Annotated in this window: 16 protein-coding genes and 2 tRNA genes; 9 read left to right on the forward strand and 9 right to left on the reverse strand. The window is 61.2% G+C overall.

Annotated features, from left to right (window positions below; translation table 11 throughout):
• Positions 1-74: 74 nt before the first annotated feature.
• From CSQ95_RS05275 to cysS, 3 genes are read right to left on the reverse strand one after another with little or no spacing between them, the layout of a single operon-like run.
• Positions 75-1,049 carry an acetyl-CoA carboxylase carboxyltransferase subunit alpha gene (locus CSQ95_RS05275; protein WP_034784047.1) on the reverse strand — a complete coding sequence of 325 codons (975 nt, stop codon included), beginning with the start codon at positions 1,047-1,049 and terminating at the stop codon, positions 75-77.
• Positions 1,050-1,103: 54 nt separating this feature from the next.
• Positions 1,104-1,817, reverse strand: a complete 714-nt coding sequence (locus CSQ95_RS05280) for a DNA-3-methyladenine glycosylase (protein WP_070221359.1) — start codon at positions 1,815-1,817, stop codon at positions 1,104-1,106.
• The gene (gene cysS, locus CSQ95_RS05285) at positions 1,817-3,214 is read right to left on the reverse strand and encodes a cysteine--tRNA ligase (protein ID WP_099408766.1); all 1,398 of its coding nucleotides are present in this window, start codon (positions 3,212-3,214) and stop codon (positions 1,817-1,819) included. Before cysS ends, CSQ95_RS05280 begins: the two co-directional genes overlap by 1 nt.
• Before the next feature lie 278 nt (positions 3,215-3,492).
• Here cysS and CSQ95_RS05290 point away from each other — a divergent pair, with 278 nt between their 5' ends.
• The 7 genes from CSQ95_RS05290 (at position 3,493) to CSQ95_RS05320 (ending at position 8,693) form a co-directional block, all read left to right on the forward strand.
• Positions 3,493-4,122: a peptidylprolyl isomerase gene (locus tag CSQ95_RS05290; RefSeq protein WP_175444739.1), complete on the forward strand. Its 630-nt coding sequence runs from the start codon at positions 3,493-3,495 to the stop codon at positions 4,120-4,122.
• A gap of 73 nt (positions 4,123-4,195) precedes the next feature.
• Positions 4,196-4,687, forward strand: a complete 492-nt coding sequence (locus CSQ95_RS05295) for a peptidylprolyl isomerase (protein WP_070289832.1) — start codon at positions 4,196-4,198, stop codon at positions 4,685-4,687.
• Positions 4,688-4,773: 86 nt separating this feature from the next.
• Positions 4,774-5,529 carry a UDP-2,3-diacylglucosamine diphosphatase gene (locus tag CSQ95_RS05300; protein WP_099408767.1) on the forward strand — a complete coding sequence of 252 codons (756 nt, stop codon included), beginning with the start codon at positions 4,774-4,776 and terminating at the stop codon, positions 5,527-5,529.
• A gap of 69 nt (positions 5,530-5,598) precedes the next feature.
• A complete protein-coding gene (locus CSQ95_RS05305) occupies positions 5,599-6,315 on the forward strand; it encodes a DUF72 domain-containing protein (RefSeq protein ID WP_099408768.1) in 717 nt (238 codons plus the stop codon).
• 130 nt (positions 6,316-6,445) lie between these two features.
• Positions 6,446-6,826, forward strand: coding sequence for a GntR family transcriptional regulator (locus CSQ95_RS05310; protein WP_099408769.1), 381 nt, complete (start codon positions 6,446-6,448; stop codon positions 6,824-6,826).
• Entirely contained in the window at positions 6,823-7,695 is an 873-nt protein-coding gene (locus CSQ95_RS05315; protein WP_099408770.1) for an ABC transporter ATP-binding protein, read from the forward strand. Before CSQ95_RS05310 ends, CSQ95_RS05315 begins: the two co-directional genes overlap by 4 nt.
• Positions 7,692-8,693 (forward strand): hypothetical protein, encoded by a 1,002-nt coding sequence (locus tag CSQ95_RS05320; RefSeq protein ID WP_099408771.1) that lies wholly within the window; start codon positions 7,692-7,694, stop codon positions 8,691-8,693. Before CSQ95_RS05315 ends, CSQ95_RS05320 begins: the two co-directional genes overlap by 4 nt.
• Positions 8,694-8,784: 91 nt before the next feature.
• Here CSQ95_RS05320 and udk read toward each other — a convergent pair whose 3' ends face one another.
• The 6 genes from udk to rnr form a co-directional block, all read right to left on the reverse strand.
• A complete protein-coding gene (gene udk / locus CSQ95_RS05325) occupies positions 8,785-9,426 on the reverse strand; it encodes a uridine kinase (protein WP_070221308.1) in 642 nt (213 codons plus the stop codon).
• Between the two features lie 48 nt (positions 9,427-9,474).
• Positions 9,475-9,978 (reverse strand): DUF2199 domain-containing protein, encoded by a 504-nt coding sequence (locus tag CSQ95_RS05330; RefSeq protein WP_099408772.1) that lies wholly within the window; start codon positions 9,976-9,978, stop codon positions 9,475-9,477.
• A 13-nt stretch (positions 9,979-9,991) separates the two neighbouring features.
• Positions 9,992-10,690, reverse strand: coding sequence for a YceH family protein (locus tag CSQ95_RS05335; RefSeq protein ID WP_070221306.1), 699 nt, complete (start codon positions 10,688-10,690; stop codon positions 9,992-9,994).
• Positions 10,691-10,700: 10 nt separating this feature from the next.
• Complete coding sequence (gene cysE / locus CSQ95_RS05340) at positions 10,701-11,450, reverse strand: serine O-acetyltransferase (RefSeq protein ID WP_034784004.1); 750 nt, start codon at positions 11,448-11,450, stop codon at positions 10,701-10,703.
• Between the two features lie 194 nt (positions 11,451-11,644).
• Positions 11,645-12,388: a 23S rRNA (guanosine(2251)-2'-O)-methyltransferase RlmB gene (rlmB, locus tag CSQ95_RS05345; RefSeq protein ID WP_058048541.1), complete on the reverse strand. Its 744-nt coding sequence runs from the start codon at positions 12,386-12,388 to the stop codon at positions 11,645-11,647.
• 15 nt (positions 12,389-12,403) lie between these two features.
• Positions 12,404-14,953: a ribonuclease R gene (gene rnr, locus CSQ95_RS05350; protein WP_099408773.1), complete on the reverse strand. Its 2,550-nt coding sequence runs from the start codon at positions 14,951-14,953 to the stop codon at positions 12,404-12,406.
• A gap of 417 nt (positions 14,954-15,370) precedes the next feature.
• Between rnr and CSQ95_RS05355 the strand changes: the two genes are divergently transcribed.
• Positions 15,371-15,455: transfer RNA gene (locus CSQ95_RS05355), tRNA-Leu, on the forward strand.
• Positions 15,456-15,645: 190 nt separating this feature from the next.
• Positions 15,646-15,730: transfer RNA gene (locus tag CSQ95_RS05360), tRNA-Leu, on the forward strand.
• Positions 15,731-15,897: the final 167 nt, after the last annotated feature.

Consider the following 15,897-nt stretch of genomic DNA (forward strand, 5'->3'; position numbering starts at 1 on the left):
TACGTCTTGTCGGCTTACGCTGCGCTAAGCCGACCTACGCCGACCTACCTCGACCTGCGCCGACTTGCGCTGGCTTATTCGCTCGGCGTGGTTTCCTTGAACTTGCCGTAGCTCAGCAGTTTTTCGTGGCGCGCGGCCAGCAAGTCCTTGGTTTTCATGCCCTGGAACTGGCGCAGGGTGTCGGCCAGTGCGCGTTTGAGCAAGGTTGCCATCTGTTTCGGATCGCGGTGGGCGCCGCCCAGCGGTTCGTTGATGATCTTGTCGATCAGGCCCATGGCTTTCAGGCGGTGGGCAGTCAGGCCCAGCGCTTCGGCCGCGTCGGAGGCGCGCTCGGCGCTCTTCCACAGGATCGAGGCGCAGCCTTCCGGCGAAATCACGGCGTAGGTCGAGTATTGCAGCATCAGCACGGCGTCGCCCACGGCAATGGCCAGCGCGCCGCCGGAACCGCCTTCACCGATGATGGTGGCGATCAGCGGCACTTTCAGCTCGGCCATCACATACAGGTTGTGGCCGATCGCTTCCGACTGGCCGCGCTCTTCCGCGTCGATGCCGGGGAAGGCGCCTGGCGTGTCGACGAAGGTGAAGATGGGCAGGTTGAACTTTTCCGCCACTTTCATCAGACGCATGGCCTTGCGGTAGCCTTCCGGTTTCGGCATGCCGAAATTGCGCATGGCGCGCTCTTTCGTGTCGCGGCCCTTCTGGTGGCCGATGACCATGCACGGCTGGCCGTTGAAGCGGGCCAGGCCGCCGACGACGGACAGATCGTCCGCGTAGCTGCGGTCGCCATGCAATTCGTGGAAATCGGTAAAGATTTCATTCACGTAATCCATGGTGTACGGGCGCTGCGGGTGGCGCGCGATCTGCGCCACTTGCCAAGGGGTCAGCTTGGCGTAGATATCCTTGGTCAGCTGCTGGCTCTTCTTGGCCAGGCGGTCGATCTCTTCCGAGATGTCGACGGCCGAATCGTCTTGCACGAAGCGCAACTCTTCGATCTTGGAATCGAGTTCCGCGATCGGCTGTTCAAAATTGAGGAAAGTCGTTTTAGTCATTGTACCTCCAGGTTTTACCGGCCACGGCGCCAGGGCGCGCGGCGTCATCTATGTTTATTTTACCGTACCGGCTGGTGCGCCGGGGGCTGTATCGGATGCGGCAGGGGCGGCTGCAGGGTCGAGACTGCGCCACAAATACCACGTCGCCACGGTGCGCCAAGGTTCCCAATTGGCGGAAACTTCGCGCGCATCGCTGCGGGAAACTGGTTCGCCGGAGAAATAATTGACGCTGATGCCCTGGATCAGACCAGGGTCGTCGAGCGGCAAGACATTCGGCCGGAGCAGATTAAATATCAGAAACATCTCGGCTGTCCAGCGGCCGATGCCGCGGATCTGCACCAGTTCGGCGATGACGGCTTCGTCATCCATCTGGTCCCACTGGCTCGCGTGCACGCGCTTGGCCTTGAAATGGTCGGCCAGGTCGAGGATGTATTCGGTCTTGCGTTTGGACAAACCGCAGGCGGACAATTGCTCGGCGCCCGCCTTCAATACTTGCGAAGGCGTGCATTTCGGGCAAGCCAGCAGCAGCTTTTTCCAGGCGGCATCGGCCGCCTTGGGCGTGATCTGCTGCCCCACCAGCGAACGGGCCAGGGTGGTAAACGGGTCGCTGTGGCCGACCAGGTGCAGGTCGCCAAATTGCGGGATGAGTTTTTTCATGATGCGGTCGCGCTTCATCAGCTCGATCTTCGCCTCTTCCCAGTAATGCGGCACCTGGATCACCTGCGCAGCGATTACTGGCGCTTCCCCGTTTTCCCTGGACGTCGCCATCATGCGCGGCGCCAGTTGGTCGAGCCGTCAGGCTTGTCTTCAAGAATGATGCCTGCGGCCAACAATTCCGCGCGGATTTTGTCGGACTGGGCAAAGTCGCGCGCCTTTTTCGCCGCGCTGCGCGCCGCAATCGCCGCTTCGATGCCGGCCGCCTCGTCCTGTCCACCGGCGGCGGCGCCGACAGTTGCCTGCAGGAATTGCTGCGGTGTGCGTTCGAGCAAGCCGAACACGCCCGCCAGGCCTTTCAGTTGACGCGCCAGGGCGGGCGACTTGCTCTTGTTGACTTCCGTCGCCAGGTCGAACAGGGCCGCCACGGCCAGCGGCGTATTGAAATCGTCATCCATCGCTTCGCGCACGCGCACGGCATGCGCTTCGTTCCAGTCGATGGCGCCCTCTTCCACCGCCACGTCGGCCAGCGCCGTGTACAAACGCGTCAGCGACAGGCGCGCGTCGTCCAGATGCACGTCCGAGTAATTCAGGGGGCTGCGGTAGTGCGCGCGAAGGATGAAGAAGCGGATCACTTCGGCATCGAATTTTTGCAGCACTTCGCGGATGGTGAAGAAATTGCCGAGCGACTTGGACATTTTTTCATTGTCCAGGCGCACGAAGCCGTTATGGATCCAGTAATTGACGCTGGTATGGCCGAACGCGCCTTCGGATTGGGCGATCTCGTTTTCGTGGTGCGGGAATTGCAAGTCCGCGCCGCCGCCGTGGATGTCGAATTGTTCACCGAGCAAGGCGCACGACATGGCCGAGCACTCGATATGCCAGCCCGGGCGGCCCTTGCCCCATTTCGAATCCCATTTGACTTCTTCCGGCTCCGACTCTTTCGACGACTTCCACAGCACGAAGTCGAGCGGATCGCGCTTGCCCGTGTTGACGTCGACGCGCTCGCCCGCGCGCAGGTCGTCGAGCGACTTACCCGACAGCTTGCCGTAGTGGGGGAAATTGCGCACGGCGTAGTTGACGTCGCCGTCCGCGCCCTGGTAAGCCAGGTCCTTCGCTTCCAGCTGCTCGATCAGGCGCAGCATCTGCGGCACGTATTCGGTGGCGCGCGGCGTGTAGTCGGGCGTCAAAATGCCCAGCGCGGCCGTGTCTTCATCCATGTACTGGGTGAAACGCGTCGTCAGCTGGGAAATCGTCTCGCCGTTTTCCACGGCGCGGCGGATGATCTTGTCGTCGATGTCCGTAATGTTGCGCACATACGTGACGTCGAAACCGGACGCTTTCAGCCAGCGGTAGATGACGTCGAACGCCATCATCATGCGCGCATGGCCGATATGGCAATAATCGTAGATGGTCATGCCGCACACGTACATGCGTACCTTGCCCACTTCCATCGGGACGAATACCTGCTTCTCGCGAGCCAGGGTGTTGTAAATCTTTAGATTGCTCATCGTACTTTGCAAGTGAAGCGGCCGCCAGCCTGGCAAAACGACAGACAGGCGCGGACACCAGGGGTGCCGCGCCACTGAACTGCCGTGTGCGCCGAAAACTGTCGACCCGCTATATTGTTGTTCTTGTTTGTTAGAATTGGGGCGTTAGCGGTCAAGTATAACATTGATAAAAACCATACTGGCTCGATATGAATCAGGTTTTTACGATGTTCAACCGAATTTTCAGTTCTTTACAATTAAAGCAAGTTTAGAGAAAAATAACGATCAAGGACGCCCTCATGCAAGAAACCAAATCGAAACGCCTGTCTTTCCTGGCCCGCTTTTGCACCCTGTTTGCCGGCCTGACCCTGGGCAGCGCCGTCGTGGCGGCCGCTCCGGCGACCGCCCTCGACCCCACGCCCCATGTGGCCCTGAAAACCAGCATGGGCGAAATCGTGCTGGAACTGAATCAGGAAAAAGCGCCGCAAAGCGTGGCCAATTTCTTGCAGTATGTCAAAAGCGGTTATTACAAGGGCACGGTGTTTCACCGCGTCATCGACGGCTTCATGATACAGGGCGGCGGCTTCGACAAGAACATGAAGCAGAAAGCCACCAAGGCGCCGATCAAGAATGAAGCGCAAAACGGCTTGCAAAACGTCACCTACAGCATCGCCATGGCGCGCACGGGCGATCCGCATTCGGCCACCGCGCAATTCTTTATCAACGTAAACGATAACGGCGCGCTCGACTACCCTGGCCGCGACGGCTTCGGCTACACGGTGTTCGGCAAAGTCATCAAAGGCATGGACGTGGTCGACAAGATCAAGGCCGTGCCCGTGGCAGACAAGGGACCGCACCAGAACGTGCCCGTCACCCCCGTGGTGATCGAATCGGCGACTTTACTCAAGTCCGCGCCCGCAAAACTGTAAAATAGCGTTTTTGCGGCGCCGGCCTGCCTGGCGCCGCTGAATCAATTATTCATCCAATTTATTAAGGATCATCATGACCTCCGTCATCATCACCACCAATCTGGGCAAGATCACCGCTGAACTGGACGCCGAAAAAGCGCCGAAAACGGTTGCCAACTTCCTGGCCTACATGCAAGCCGGCCACTACGACAACACGATCTTCCACCGCGTCATCGACGGCTTCATGATCCAGGGCGGCGGTTTCGAGCCAGGCATGAAACAAAAGCCAGCCGATACCACCGTGGAAAACGAAGCCAAGAACGGCCTGAAAAACGATACCTACACCCTGGCCATGGCCCGCACGTCGGACCCGCACTCGGCATCGGCCCAGTTCTTCATCAACATCAAGAACAACAGTTTCCTCGACTACCCGGGCCAGGACGGCTGGGGTTACGCCGTGTTCGGTAAAGTTACCGACGGCAAGGAAGTCGTCGACGCCATCCGCGCCGTGAAAACCTCGCGCGCCGGCATGTTCGCCGATGTGCCAGTGACCGACGTCATCATCGAGAAGGTAGAAGCCGCGTAATTCGGCTCAGGCATCATGAATCACAGGCATTGCCGCGTTGGCGCCTCTCCATCTACATCACTTTTTGGGAGCGTTGAACGATGACAATGCCTGCCGCACTCTTTATTTCCGACCTGCATCTGCAGAGCTCGCACCCGCGCACCAGCGCGGCGTTTCTTTCTTTCCTGGAACATCATGCGCAATATGCACAAGCGCTGTATCTATTAGGCGACCTGTTCGAATACTGGGCCGGCGACGATGACCTGGAAGACCCGTTCAATGCGCGCATGACGGCCGCCATCCGCGCCGTCAGCGATGCTGGCGTGCATGTTTATTGGATCGCCGGCAACCGCGACTTTCTTGTCGGCTCCGGCTTTGCCGCCGCCGCCGGCGCCACCCTGCTCAGTGAACCGCATGTGGCCACGATTGCCGGCCGCCGCATCGTCCTGCTGCATGGCGACGCCGAATGCACGAAAGACGTCAGCTACATGGAGTTTCGCGCCATGGTGCGCCAGCCCGCCTGGCAAAAACAGTTCCTGTCCATGCCGCTGGCGCAGCGCAAGGCCATCATCGATGGTTTGCGCCAGAGCAGCCGCGAGCACAATGGCGAAAAAACCATGGACATCATGGATGTCACGCCAGATGCCGTCGCGCAAGTATTTGCCGAACACGCGAGCACCGTCATGATCCACGGCCATACGCACCGCCCTGCCGTGCATAAAGTCGACGAAACCTTGCGCTATGTCCTGCCCGACTGGGAATGCGACGTGACGCCGCCACAACAGCCGCGCGGCGGCTGGATCGCCATCGATACGCGCGGCAACATCACGCGCCACGACCTGAACGGCGAGATCGTCGACTAGGCCTGCGCCGACGGCCGCACGGGTGTTTGTCCGATAGCCGCGCCCGCCTGGCCTTGCTGTAATGGCGCCATGCATACCGTTTACATCGGCACGGCTGGCTGGAGCATCGCCAGCGCCGCCGCCAGCCGCTTCCCCCTCGATGGCAGCCACCTGCAGCGCTATGCCCAGGTACTGGACTGCGTGGAAATCAACAGCTCGTTCTACCGCCCGCACCAGCCCTCCACGTACGCGCGCTGGGCCGCCAGCGTGCCCGAGCATTTCCGCTTCAGCGTGAAATTACCGCGAAGCATCACACACGAACGGCGCTTGCGCGACTGTGCGGCCGAACTGAACCGCTTCGCGGGAGAAGTCATGCAACTGGGGAATAAACTGGGCTGCGTGCTGGTGCAGTTGCCGCCCAGCCTGCGTTTCGAGGCCGACATGGCGGCCGCATTTTTCCATGCGCTGCGCCAGCGCTTCGACGGCATGCTCGCTTGCGAAGCGCGCCACCCCAGCTGGTTCGAGGCGGGCGCGACCGACCTATTGACGCTGCAAGGCATCACGCGCGTGCGGGCCGATCCGCCCGCGGGACAGCCGGGGCCGCACATACCGACGACCAGCGTGGCCTACCTGCGCCTGCACGGCAGCCCAAAGATTTATTACTCGGACTACCCGGCCGACTACCTGGCGGCGCTGGCCGCCGACTTGCACACATCGGCGCAGGCGGGCAGCTGGTGCATCTTCGACAACACGGCGGCCGGCGCCGCCCTGTTCAATGCGCTGGACCTGCATGCGCGGCTGGCCTGAAAATACGTGTTGATTTTTTGAGACTTAGTGTTATAGTTAACTACAACACCAACTCAATAAACCACGGAGCTCCGATGCCTACAGCATTTTTCACGCGCCGCACCGCCCCGCCCTTGTCGGAGCGCATCCCATGAGCACGGAATGGAATGACAATAGCCCCATCTACCGCCAGCTCAAGGCCAGGGTGGTGGGCATGATGCTCGATGGCGTGCTGCAGTCCGGCGACGCCTTGCCGTCGGTGCGCCAGGTGGCGGCCGATTATCAATTGAATCCCATCACGGTTTCGCGCGCCTATCAGGAACTGGTCGACGATGCCCTGGTGGAAAAACGCAGAGGACTCGGTATGTATGTCTTGGAAGGCGCCCGCGACAAATTGCTGGCCAGTGAACGCGAGCGCTTCATGCGCGAAGAATGGCCGGCGATGCTGGAACGCATCACGCAACTGGGCCTTAACCTAGAGCAACTACTGCAGGCGAGCCGCGACAGTGGCGCACACGGAGAGAGCGCATGAATGCATTGAACAAGGACAGCGTCATCAGCGCACGTGGCCTGCGCAAGCAGTATGGCAAGCAGGTCGCCATCGACGGCATCAGCTTCGATATCGCGCCGGGGCGCATCGTCGGCTTGATCGGGCCGAACGGCTCCGGCAAGACCACCACGCTGAAAGCCATCCTGGGCCTGACGGGCTTCGAAGGCCAGCTGTCGGTGCTGGGGCGCGATCCGCGCCTGCAGCGCGACGCGCTGATGGACGACGTGTGCTTCATCGCCGACGTGGCGATCCTGCCGGGCTGGCTGCGCGTGGCCGACGCCATCGATTTCGTTGCCGGCGTGCATCCACGTTTCGACCGCAGCAAGGCCGAGCGCTATCTGGCCCATACCAAGCTGGCGCCGAAGATGAAGGTCAAGTCCATGTCGAAAGGCATGGTGGTGCAGCTGCACCTGGCGCTGGTGATGGCCATCGACGCCAAACTGCTGGTGCTCGACGAGCCGACCCTGGGGCTGGACATTCTGTACCGCAAGCAGTTCTACCAGAACTTGCTGGAAGACTATTTCGATGAAAACAAGACCATCGTCATCACCACGCACCAGATCGAGGAAGTGGAACACATCCTGAGCGATCTGATGTTCATTCGCGACGGCAAGATCGTGCTGGCATCGAGCATGGAAGACGTGGGCGAGCGCTACATCGAGGTGATGGTGGGCCCGCAGCACGTCAATCCGGCGCGCGCGCTGCAGCCGATCAGCGAACGCAGCGTGTTCGGCAAGTCGGTGATGCTGTTCGACGGCGTCGCCCGCACCCAGCTGGCCGCCCTCGGCGAAGTCCGCACGCCCAGCCTGGCTGACCTGTTTGTCGCGACCATGAAAGGATCGTACCAATGAGTATTTCCCCTGCAAACAAGATGCAATGGCTGATCCGGCGTGAATTGTGGGAACACAAGGGCATGCTGGTATGGACGCCCGCCCTCATCGGCGTCGTCATGACGGTACTGGGCGCCCTGATGACGATAGGCACCATCGCCAAGACCAAGATGCGCACGGCGCTGATCGTCAATGGCGAAGAAGTGTCCTGGAGCACGGTCTTCAATACCCGCACCTTCGGCCCGCGCCGCACGGAAATCATCGACGCCGTCGCCAACAACTACACGTACGCGGCCGCGCCGCTGTTCCTGGCACTGGGCTTTCTCGTGTTTTTCTATTGCCTGAGCGCCCTGCATGAAGACCGCCGCGACCGCAGCATGCTGTTCTGGAAGTCGCTGCCCATCTCGGATGCCCAGACGGTGCTGTCGAAAGCGGCCATCGCCCTGCTGGTCGCGCCGCTGATCGTGGCCGCCGCCGCCAGCGTGACTTCGCTGCTCCTGGTGCTGATCCTGAGCGGCGTGCTGGCGGTCAACGGCATCCATGTGTTCGCCGAACTGCTCGCCACGCCCGGCCTGTATCTGGGACCGCTGCGCGTGTTCGGCTTGCTGCCCGTGTATTGCCTGTGGGCCTTGCCGACGGTCGGATGGCTGCTGATGGTGTCGAGCTGGGCCAAGTCGAAAGTCTTCTTGTGGGCCGTCGGCGTGCCGCTGCTGCTGCTCATCCTGGCCGTCTGGGCCGGCAAGCTGACGCAGACGGAAAGCGGCGTCGACTGGATACAGATGAACGTCATCGGACGCGCCCTGCTGGGCACCCTCCCCGGCAGCTGGTATCTGTTCGAGCCGGACCTGCTGCCGCAGATGCACGCGCTGGCAGAGGGGGGATCGCACGCGACGCACACTGATGTGTTCAGCAACTCCTGGTCCAGCCTGGCCTTGCCAGCCGTGTGGCTGGGTGCGGCGGCAGGCGCGGCGCTGATTTACGCCGCCATCCGCCTGCGCCGCTGGCGCGAGGAAGGCTGAGTCCCCTCTTCCATGATGGGAGGATTTGGGCAGCGCCCTGCACGCGTAACGCGTATGCCGGCCCGGCATACGCGCAGCGGACCGGCGGGGATCAGGCCCGCGTCAACCGGCCGATCACGCTGGCCACCTTGGCCGTGATCATGTCGACCGCGGGACCGTTGGCGCCGTGCGGCAAGATCACATCGGCATTGCGCTTGGTCGGTTCGATGAATTGCTTGTGCATCGGGCGTACCGTTTCCAGATACTGCTCGATGACGCTTTCCACGGAACGGCCGCGTTCCGTGATATCGCGTTGCATGCGGCGGATGAAGCGCACGTCGGAAGCCGTGTCGACAAAGATCTTCAGCGACATCATGTTGCGCAAGTCTTCGTCATACAAGGCAAACAGGCCTTCGATCACGATCACCGGCGCCGGCTTGACGGGAATGGTCCTGTTGGAGCGGTTGTGCAGCGTGAAGTCGTACTCCGGCATCTCGATCGCTTCGCCATTGCGCAAGGCCTGGATGTGCTGCACCAGCAATGGCCACTCGAACGCCTGCGGATGGTCGTAATTCTGCTGGCGCCGGACTTCAGGGGAGAGATGGGTTTGGTCGCAGTAATAGTCGTCCTGCATCACGACCGAGACCATGTCGGCACCGAACGACGCCAGCACCTGCTGTGATACGGTTGACTTGCCACTGCCGCTTCCGCCAGCGACACCAATAACAAACGGTTGGAAGGAAATATTATTCATGCCGAATGATACCGGAAACGCGGGCGGACTGACAGGGAGCGGCTCCTGTCACGCGTCATGCACGAGCCGCACATACAGCTCGGCCACCCTCTCGGCCGTGATGCCGTCGCGCTGTTCCACCGCCAGCGGATGGCCGGTCGGCTCCAGCTCGAGGTACGGACGCATGCCGTCGTCGCGCAGGTGTACCCGGGTTTTCAGGTTCAGGGTAGCCGGATACACGGGCAGCTGCGTGCTGAGCCAGCCGAAGAAGGGGCCGATGTGAGTGCGCCTGGCGTCATTGAAACAGGCATCCCACGCATCGAAGCTCTCGCTGCTCAGCGACACCCACACGCCCCAGCTGAATGGTTCATCCGAGCCATGCACGGGGATGTCGATGGTGGCGCGCACGAAGCAGTGTTCTTCATCGACGATGCAGGCGTCGCTGTCGAGCTGGCAGCGCGTTTCGCGCTCGGCGGGCGCCATCTGCTCAACCAGCCACGGCGCGTCGGCGCCGAAGCTGGGCATGCCCGTGTGGGTCTCGCCGCAGGCGCGGCACAGGAAGGAAAAACTCATGCGTGAAGGCCGCTTATTCGAACTGCTTGCGGAACGCCTCGAACTGCGCCGCCAGGCCATCGAAGTCGCTGCGCAGCTGCAGCACTTCCTGTTCCAGCTGGGCCACCCTGCTGCCCTGCTGCGGCGCGCTGACGGCACCAGCGTAACCTGCCGCCGTCTCGATTTGCGCCAGCGCTTCCTCGCCGCCCAGCAAATGGCCGTAGCGCGGTTCCTTGGCGCCGGGGGCGACGGCCAGTTTCGCCACCAGCGGCGGGTATTTGTCGATCAAAAATTGCAGGCCGGATTCCACCTCGGCGACGGACTTGAATTCGTGCACACGGCCGCTGCGGCTGCGGATTTCGCCCGCCGTCTGCAAGCCGCGCAGCATCAAGATCGTCAGGATGGCCAGCTTGTCCTGTTCCAGCGACCACTTGATGCGCATGCGGTGTTCATACTTGGCGACCCGCGCGCCCGCCTGCGTGATGCCGTTGACGAACTTGCGCTGCATCAAGCGCTGCAGCACGTCGTACACGGTTTCCTCGGAGAGGGCCATGACGGGGTCGCGGCTCGACAGCTGGTTGCAGCCGTTCGTCAGCGCGTTGAGCGAGAGCGGGTAGCTGTCCGGCGTCAGCGCTTCCTTTTCGGCCAGCACGGCCAGCACGCGGATCTCGAAGGGGTCGAGCAGATTCGGATTGTCATTGCTTTTTTCGCCTGCCGTCACATCAGTATTCATGCCTGTATCCTTAATCAACCAGCTTGTTCATTTGCTCGGAATCGAATTTATCACACTCGGGCACGCCCTGGCAGCAGATGCCCGCCGCCTTCAGGGTGGCGAGGATGGTTTCGATGCGCTGCTCCTGCGCCACGGCGTGCGTGATCAGGCCTTGCAGGGCTTTCGACAGCGGATCGTCGCCGTTGGGCGTGACGCCGTACGCGGCGAACAGGTGCGCCGTACTGCCCTCGCGCAGGGCGCTGACATCCTTTTGCACGATGTGCGCGGGGTTGCCCACGGCCGTCGCGCCGGATGGCACGGGTTTCAATAGCACCGCGTTCGAGCCCACCTTGGCGTATTCGCCCACCGTGAAGCTGCCCAGCACCTGCGCGCCGGCGCCGACGATGACGCCGCGCTCCAGGGTCGGATGGCGCTTGGCGCCGCTGTGCAGCGAGGTGCCGCCCAAAGTGACCCCCTGGTAGATGGTGCAGTCGTCGCCGACGACGGCCGTCTCGCCGATCACCACGCCGAAACCGTGGTCGATGAAGACGCGCCGGCCGATGACGGCGCCCGGATGGATCTCGATGCCCGTGATGATGCGGGCGATATACGAAATGAAGCGCCCCACCCATTTCATGTGCCGCGTCCAGCACCAGTGCGCCCAGCCGTGCATGACGATGGCGTGCAGGCCCGGATAACAGGTCAGCACCTCCCAGCCATTGCGGGCGGCGGGGTCACGTTCAATGATGCTGTTGATGTCTTCGCGCAAGTGGTGGAACATAATGAAAATGGATAAGGTGGAATGCAAATGGTAGCGTATTCGGCGGCGTGCTGCCGGAGAGGCAGATAAACAACCGCCGCCTCAAGGGCGGCGGCTGATTTTCTGGAAGCGCTACAAAACGTTCAGGGCAAGGCGCATTGCCGAAGACAGTACGAATGTACGGCGAGGCAATGCAACGCAGCCATGGACGTTTTTTAGGCTTCCAGCGCGATGCGCTGGCGGCGGGCTTCGTAGAGGCACACGCCGGAAGCAACCGACACGTTCAGGCTCTCGACGGAGCCGAACATCGGGATGCTGACGAGGATGTCGCAGGTATCGCGCGTCAAACGGCGCATGCCTTCGCCTTCGGAACCCATGACGAGGGCCGTCGGGCCCGTGAAATCGGCTTCGTACAAGCCTTTTTCGCCGTCGTCCGAGGTGCCGATCAGCCAGATGCCGCGGTCCTTCAGTTCGCGCATGGTGCGCGCCAGGTTCGTCACGGTGATGTACGGGACGGTTTCGGCGGCGCCGCTGGCGACCTTGGCGGCCGTGGCGTTCAAGCCCACGGCGCGGTCCTTCGGCACGATGACGGCATGTGCGCCGACGCCGTCGGCCACGCGCAGGCAGGCGCCCAGGTTGTGCGGGTCGGTAATACCGTCGAGAATCAACAGCAGCGGCGGGCCATCGATGGCGTCCAGCAGCTCGTCGAGATTGCGCGCCAGCGACAGCTGCGACGCAAACGCGATCACGCCCTGATGGCGGCGCGTGCCGACGATTTTATCGAGACGCGACGAATCGACGGGCATGACGCGCACGTTGGCCGCTTTCGCGGCGGCGATCATGTCCTTCATGCGGCCGTCGACGCGGCTGGCATCGACGAAAATTTCTTCCACGGACGACGCTTCATGACGCAGACGCGAAGTGACGGCGTGGAAGCCGAAAATCATTTTATTCTTCATTTGTTATCGTTTCTTTTATCGCTTGTTCTTGCTTGATTTTGATACAGTTTTTGCTGCTCGTGGTGCCGCCGCAGCGGCTGCCGCGGCTGGTTTCTTGCTGCGCTTCGGCGCGGCGGCCTTGGGGGCTGCTGCTTGCGGCGCTGCCTTGGCTTGCGCCTTGGCGGCAGGTTTGGCGCCATTGGCACGGCCGCCGGAACCATTGCCGGATTTGCCGCCGTTGTTGCCGCTGGCCTTGATTTCATGGCGCTGCTCGGTCGCGGGACCGGGCTTGACCATCGATTTCTTTTCGCCCTTGCGCTTGCCGCCAGACTGCTTGGCCGGCGCTTCTTCGCCCGCCAGTTCCGCATCGGTGACCAGACGCAGGTCGATCTTGCGCGTTTCCAGGTCGACACGCGCCACTTGCACCGTCAAACGGTCGGTCAGCTGGTAGCGCTTGCCCGTGCGTTCGCCGCGCAACTCATGGCGCGCATCGTCGTACTGGAAGTAGTCGGTGCCCAGCTCGGTGACGTGCACCAGGCCTTCGACAAACAGGGTGTCGAGTTGCACGAACACGCCGAAGGTGGTCACGCCGGTGATGGTGCCGGTGAACTCCTCGCCCAATTTGTCTTGCATGAAGTAGCACTTCAGCCAGGCTTCCACGTCGCGCGACGCTTCATCGGCGCGGCGCTCGTTGGCCGAGCAATGCACGCCCAGCGCGTCCCAGATGGTCAGGTCCGTCTTCTTCGGCTTGCCGTCGGCCTTGTCCTTCGCCTGCTGCTTGCGCGTGGCGTTCGACACGTTGGTGTTCAGCACGACCTTATCGGACAGTTTCGGCTCGTATTTCTTGCCTTGCAAAATGGCCTTGATGGCGCGGTGCGTCAGCAGGTCGGGATAGCGGCGGATCGGGCTGGTGAAGTGGGCATACGCCTCGTAGGCCAGGCCGAAGTGACCGATATTGTCCGGGCTGTAGACGGCTTGCTGCATCGAGCGCAGCAGCATCGTTTGCAGCAGGGCCGCGTCGGGACGCTGCTTGATCTGCTGCATCAGGGTCTGGTAATCGGAGGCTGACGGCGTGTCGCCGCCCGTCAGGTTCAGTCCGACCTGTTTCAGGAAGGTGCGCACTTGCGTGAGCTTTTCCTTGGTCGGGCTGGCGTGGATGCGGTAGGTGCCTGGATGCTTGTTACGCAGCAACAAATCAGCCGCGCAGACGTTGGCCGCCAGCATGCACTCTTCGATGATCTTGTGCGCTTCGTTGCGCGTGCGGGGGATGATCTTTTCGATCTTGCCGGCGCTGTTGCAGACGATATACGTTTCCGTCGTCTCGAAGTCGATGGCGCCCCGCTCCGTGCGTGCTTTCAGCAAGGCGCGGTAGACGGCTTCCAGGTTCTGCAGGTGCGGCAGGATGTCCGCGCGGCGTGCCGCTTCGGGTCCCTTGGTGTTGCCCAGTACGGCGGCTACTTCGTCATACGTGAGGCGCGCAGCAGAGTGGATCACGGCCGGGTAGAACTGGTAGGCCTTCAGTTCGCCCTTGTCGCTGACGACGGCGTCGCAAACGAGGGTCAAACGGTCGACGGCCGGGTTCAGCGAACACAAGCCGTTCGACAGTTTTTCCGGCAGCATCGGGATCACGCGGCGCGGGAAGTAGACGGACGTGCTGCGTTCGAGCGCGTCGATATCGAGCGCGTCGTTCGGTTTTACGTAATGGCTGACGTCGGCAATCGCCACGATCAGGCGGAAGCAGTTGGCGCGGCCGATCTTGACGGGTTCGCAATACACGGCATCGTCGAAATCGCGCGCGTCTTCGCCGTCGATGGTCACCAATGGCACGTCGCGCAGGTCGACGCGGTCTTTCAGATCGGCGGCGCGCACTTCGAACGGCAGTTTTTCAGCTTGCTTGAGGGCGGCGGCGGAAAAGATGTGCGGCACGTTGAATTTACGCACGGCAATCTCGATTTCCATGCCGGGATCATCCAGGGCACCGAGCACTTCGACGATCTTGCCGACCGGCTGCTTGAAGCGCATCGGTTGCTCGGTCAGCTCCACGCTGACGATCTGGCCGGCTTTTGCCTTGCCCACCGAACCGGTGACGAGAATGTCCTGGCCGATGCGCTGGTCTTCCGGCGCCACGACCCAGGTGCCGTTTTCCTGGATCAGGCGGCCGATGACGTGGGTATTGGCACGCTGCGTGACTTCAACGATCGTGCCTTCCGGGCGGCCGCGGCGGTCCGTGCCGACGATGCGGGCCATGACCTTGTCGCCATGCAGTACTTTCTGCATTTCTTTCTCGGGCAGGAACAGGTCGGCGCTTGCGTCGTCGGGAATGACGAAACCGAAGCCGTCGCGGTGGCTCATGACGCGACCGGCGACAAGCGCGCTCTGGTCGGCCAGGCTGAAAACACCGCTGGCGTCAGACTTGAGCTGGCCGTCGCGCTCCATCGCCTTCAGGCGACGGACCAGGACATCCATGGAATCGGCATGCACTTGCAGCGTTTTCCCGAGAGACTGCGGGTCGAGAGGCGCGTTGACGCTGCGGAATATGCCGAGAATGTCCTCCCGGCTGGGGATGGTGTGGGTATTTTGGCTCAAAAGTATTTCTATAGTTGTTATTGACAGTGATCAAACGGAAGACAAAGACCGATGACATCACCGTCAATATTGACACGGTGATGTGCGGTAGTGTACCGGAGGACGCCTTGGTTTGCCTAACGCACAGCGTAGCGGAAACCGAACAAGTGCCCCGCCGATGAAAAAAAGGAGAAAAGCTGCGCAATGCATTTGACTTCGGCAAATATTGCTCTATAATCTCGGTCTCTTGCAGCAACAAACCTTCACGGGAATGCAGTTGCAGGAAAGCGGTACAGGGTTGATGTGCAGTATGGAGCGAAAGCTCATCTGGCGCAAAACTCTTCAAGTCGCTATAATAGCAGAATTGCTGTAAAGTTATTTTGCAACAAGTACTCGAGCAGTAAAGTAGTAAGCAACAAGTAATAGAGCAGCATCAGTGCCCACGTGGCGGAATTGGTAGACGCGCATGGTTCAGGTCCATGTGCCTTCGGGTGTAGGGGTTCGAGTCCCTTCGTGGGCACCATTACCTAATTCGCAAAAAAGCCGCAAACTTTCACGAGTTTGCGGCTTTTTTCATTGCAGCTCCCCTGCCGGAGTCCGCCCCGCATTTATTTACCACTTTCCATATTTTTTCATTGACCTCCACGCTGGCAGCCTCTATGATCCTGCCTTCTCTGCAGAACACGCAAAGAAAGCAGCAAAGCAGCATCAGTGCCCACGTGGCGGAATTGGTAGACGCGCATGGTTCAGGTCCATGTGCCTTCGGGTGTAGGGGTTCGAGTCCCTTCGTGGGCACCATTACCAAAATTCGCAAAAGAGCCGCAAACTTTCACGAGTTTGCGGCTCTTTTCATTTCCAGCCTCAGCAAACCCTGTCGGCATTCTTGACAGTTGACGGCTGCGCACGCGCCAAGTCCCTGATTTTACGAGTGAGCACGCTTCTTGCCTGCACGATGGCATCGCCAT

Source organism: Janthinobacterium sp. BJB304, assembly GCF_002735765.1.
Classification (GTDB): Bacteria; Pseudomonadota; Gammaproteobacteria; order Burkholderiales; family Burkholderiaceae_D; genus Janthinobacterium.

What these genes read in the sequence shown, in the direction of transcription:
- CSQ95_RS05305 (WP_099408768.1), top strand. Translation starts at nt 5,599, where the DNA reads ATGCATACCGTTTACATCGGCACGGCTGGCTGGAGCATCGCCAGCGCC.
- CSQ95_RS05335 (WP_070221306.1), bottom strand. Translation starts at nt 10,690, where the DNA reads ATGAATACTGATGTGACGGCAGGCGAAAAAAGCAATGACAATCCGAAT.
- cysS (WP_099408766.1), bottom strand. Translation starts at nt 3,214, where the DNA reads ATGAGCAATCTAAAGATTTACAACACCCTGGCTCGCGAGAAGCAGGTA.
- cysE (WP_034784004.1), bottom strand. Translation starts at nt 11,450, where the DNA reads ATGTTCCACCACTTGCGCGAAGACATCAACAGCATCATTGAACGTGAC.
- CSQ95_RS05295 (WP_070289832.1), top strand. Translation starts at nt 4,196, where the DNA reads ATGACCTCCGTCATCATCACCACCAATCTGGGCAAGATCACCGCTGAA.
- CSQ95_RS05320 (WP_099408771.1), top strand. Translation starts at nt 7,692, where the DNA reads ATGAGTATTTCCCCTGCAAACAAGATGCAATGGCTGATCCGGCGTGAA.
- rlmB (WP_058048541.1), bottom strand. Translation starts at nt 12,388, where the DNA reads ATGAAGAATAAAATGATTTTCGGCTTCCACGCCGTCACTTCGCGTCTG.
- CSQ95_RS05280 (WP_070221359.1), bottom strand. Translation starts at nt 1,817, where the DNA reads ATGGCGACGTCCAGGGAAAACGGGGAAGCGCCAGTAATCGCTGCGCAG.
- CSQ95_RS05290 (WP_175444739.1), top strand. Translation starts at nt 3,493, where the DNA reads ATGCAAGAAACCAAATCGAAACGCCTGTCTTTCCTGGCCCGCTTTTGC.
- udk (WP_070221308.1), bottom strand. Translation starts at nt 9,426, where the DNA reads ATGAATAATATTTCCTTCCAACCGTTTGTTATTGGTGTCGCTGGCGGA.
- CSQ95_RS05310 (WP_099408769.1), top strand. Translation starts at nt 6,446, where the DNA reads ATGAGCACGGAATGGAATGACAATAGCCCCATCTACCGCCAGCTCAAG.
- CSQ95_RS05315 (WP_099408770.1), top strand. Translation starts at nt 6,823, where the DNA reads ATGAATGCATTGAACAAGGACAGCGTCATCAGCGCACGTGGCCTGCGC.
- CSQ95_RS05330 (WP_099408772.1), bottom strand. Translation starts at nt 9,978, where the DNA reads ATGAGTTTTTCCTTCCTGTGCCGCGCCTGCGGCGAGACCCACACGGGC.
- CSQ95_RS05275 (WP_034784047.1), bottom strand. Translation starts at nt 1,049, where the DNA reads ATGACTAAAACGACTTTCCTCAATTTTGAACAGCCGATCGCGGAACTC.
- CSQ95_RS05300 (WP_099408767.1), top strand. Translation starts at nt 4,774, where the DNA reads ATGCCTGCCGCACTCTTTATTTCCGACCTGCATCTGCAGAGCTCGCAC.